1 protein-coding gene is annotated in these 1,112 nt (G+C 70.1%); it reads right to left on the reverse strand.

The annotated features are described in order from the left end of the window. Positions 1-109 precede the first annotated feature (109 nt). The coding region (locus ACCC94_RS29745; RefSeq protein ID WP_413353177.1) for a thiamine pyrophosphate-dependent enzyme at positions 110-1,112 on the reverse strand (1,003 nt) is incomplete at its 5' end.

Raw genomic sequence — 1,112 nt, forward strand, 5'->3', positions numbered from 1 at the left:
CCCCCCGCCGGGGCGGCTCTCTCTTCCCCGTTTGTCGCCCCAAAAACCCCCGGGGGGGGGGGTGCCCCCCCCCCCCCCCGCTCCTACAGGAGGTCCCGGTGCGATGGGATTACGGCGCGAACGGCGCCGCTTCCATCACTTCCACTATCAGCGGGCGGTCGCTCGGCGCGGTGCGCAGCAGCTCCTGCAGGTGATCGTGATCGCGGGCGCGCTCGGCGGCGCAGCCGAAGCCTTTGGCGATGGCCAGGAAGTCCGGGGTGTAGATGTCCACGCCCAGCGGGGTGATGTCGCGGCGTTCCATGTAGCGCTTGATCTCGCCGTAGCCGTAGTTGTTCCACAGCAGCACGACGATGCCCACCTTGGCTTCCACGGCGCTGGCCAGTTCGGTCATGGTGAACTGCAGGCCGCCGTCGCCCATCAGGCTGATTACCGGGCGGCCCGGCTCGCCGAGCTTGGCGCCGATGGCCGCCGGCAGGCCGTAGCCCAGGGTGCCGTAGCCGGTGGAGGCGTTGAACCAGCGGCGGCCGCCGTCCAGTTCCACCAGGTGGTTGCCGCTGTAGACGGTCTGGGTGGAGTCGCCGACGAAGCGGGCGTCGGGCAGCACTTCGAGGATCTTGTCGAACAGCGTGCGGTAGTGCGCCCAGCCGCTGAAGTCCTCGGCCAGTTGCGCACGTACCTTGGCTGCGCGCAGGGCGCCGGGGCTGGCAGCGTCGGCTTCGCGGGCCGGTAGCAGTTCCAGCAGGGCGCGCATGGCGGTGCGCGCGTCGGCCTGGATGGCGATCTGCGGCGCGAAATTGCGCATCAGTTGCTGCGGGTCGATGTCGATGCGGATCAGCTCGCCGCCGATCTTGAAGTTGCCGTCGAACACCACGTCGTAGTCGGTCTCGCCCAGCTCGGTGCCGATGGCCAGCACCACGTCGGCTTCCAGCGCCAGTTCGCGAACCGGGACCAGCGACTGGTTGCTGCCGACCAGCAGCGGGTGGTCCGGCTGCAGCAGGCCCTTGGCGTTGATGGTCTGCGCAGTCGGTGCGTCCAGCGCAATGGCCAGCGCGCGGGCTTCGGCCTGGGCGGCGACGCAGCCGCCACCGAGCAGCAGCAGCGGCTTCTGCGCC

It is taken from the genome of Pseudomonas sp. Pseusp97 (genome assembly GCF_047304025.1).
Taxonomy (GTDB): Bacteria; Pseudomonadota; Gammaproteobacteria; order Pseudomonadales; family Pseudomonadaceae; genus Pseudomonas.